General features: G+C 66.6%; 1 protein-coding gene. It reads left to right on the top strand.

The window, feature by feature from the left end; translation table 11 throughout:
* A partial coding sequence (locus tag ACIQHQ_RS37385) for a non-reducing end alpha-L-arabinofuranosidase family hydrolase (protein ID WP_402621301.1) occupies positions 1–1,296 on the top strand: 1,296 nt, incomplete at its 5' end.
* Positions 1,297–1,321 lie beyond the last annotated feature (25 nt).

The following is a 1,321-nucleotide window of genomic DNA, read 5'->3' as shown; positions in this document are numbered from 1 at the left end:
GTGCGCGGCGTCGCTTCCAACCGGTGCCTCGATGTGCCGGGCGCCAGCCAGACCGACGGCACGAACGTGCAGATCTGGGACTGCAACGGCGGTACCAACCAGCGGTGGACGCTGACGGACAACAACCAGCTGACCGTGTACGGCAACAAGTGCCTGGACGTTCCCAACCACGCCACCACGGCCGGTACCCGGCCGGTGATCTGGTCCTGCAACGGCGGCACGAACCAGCAGTGGCGGGCGAACGCCGACGGAACGATCGTCGCCGTGGAGTCGGGGCTGTGCCTGGACGTCAGCGGCGGCGCCACGGCCAACGGCACGGCGGTGCAGCTGTGGAACTGCAATGGCGGCAACAACCAGAAGTGGACCGGCCTGTCCGGGACGAGCACCACGTGCGCACTTCCGTCGACGTACCGGTGGTCCTCGACCGGCCCGCTGGCGCAGCCGCAGAACGGCGCGCTCGCGGTGAAGGACTTCACCACCGCGAAGATCAACGGCCAGAACCTGGTCTACGCCACCACCTCCGACGGAAAGTCGTGGGGCGCGACGATGTTCAGTCCCTTCACGAACTGGTCGGACATGGGGACAGCCACCCAGTCCAAGGTGAGCGGGTCGGTGATCGCGCCCGAACTGTTCTACCTCTCGACCAAGAACATCTGGGTGATGGCCTCGAACGGGTGGGACACCGCCTGGCCCTTCACCTACCGCACGTCCAGCGACCCCACCAACCCCAACAGCTGGTCCGCGCCGCAGCCGCTGTTCACCGGCAGCCTCCCCGTCGGCGGCCCGATCGACCCGACCCTGATCGCCGACGACCAGAACATGTACCTGTTCTTCGCCAACGACAAGGGCGGCATCTTCAAGTCGACCATGCCGCTCGCGAACTTCCCCAGCAGCTTCGGCTCGTCGTACGAGACGGTCATGAGCGACACCGAGGAGCGCCTGTTCGAGGCCCCGGAGGTCTACAAGGTCCAGGGCCAGAACCAGTACCTCATGATCGTCGAGGCGCGGGGGGCCAACGGGCGCTACTTCCGCTCCTTCACCGCCCCCAGCCTGAAGGACAAGTGGACCGAGCAGGCCGGCACCGAGAGCAACCCCTTCGCGGGCAAGGCCAACACCAACCAGACCTGGACCAACGACATCAGCCACGGTGACATGATCCGCGTCAACTCCGACCAGACCATGACCATCGACCCCTGCAACCTGCAGTTCCTCTACCAGGGCAGGGGTCCCTCACCGGACGGCACCGACTACCTGTCGCTGCCGTACCGACCGGCCCTGCTCACCCTGCAGCGCTGACCCGCCCCCTCCACGGTGATCGCGA

This window comes from Streptomyces sp. NPDC092370, from assembly GCF_044755265.1.
GTDB lineage: Bacteria > Actinomycetota > Actinomycetes > Streptomycetales > Streptomycetaceae > Streptomyces.
This window is presented reverse-complemented; position numbering and strand designations above follow the sequence as displayed.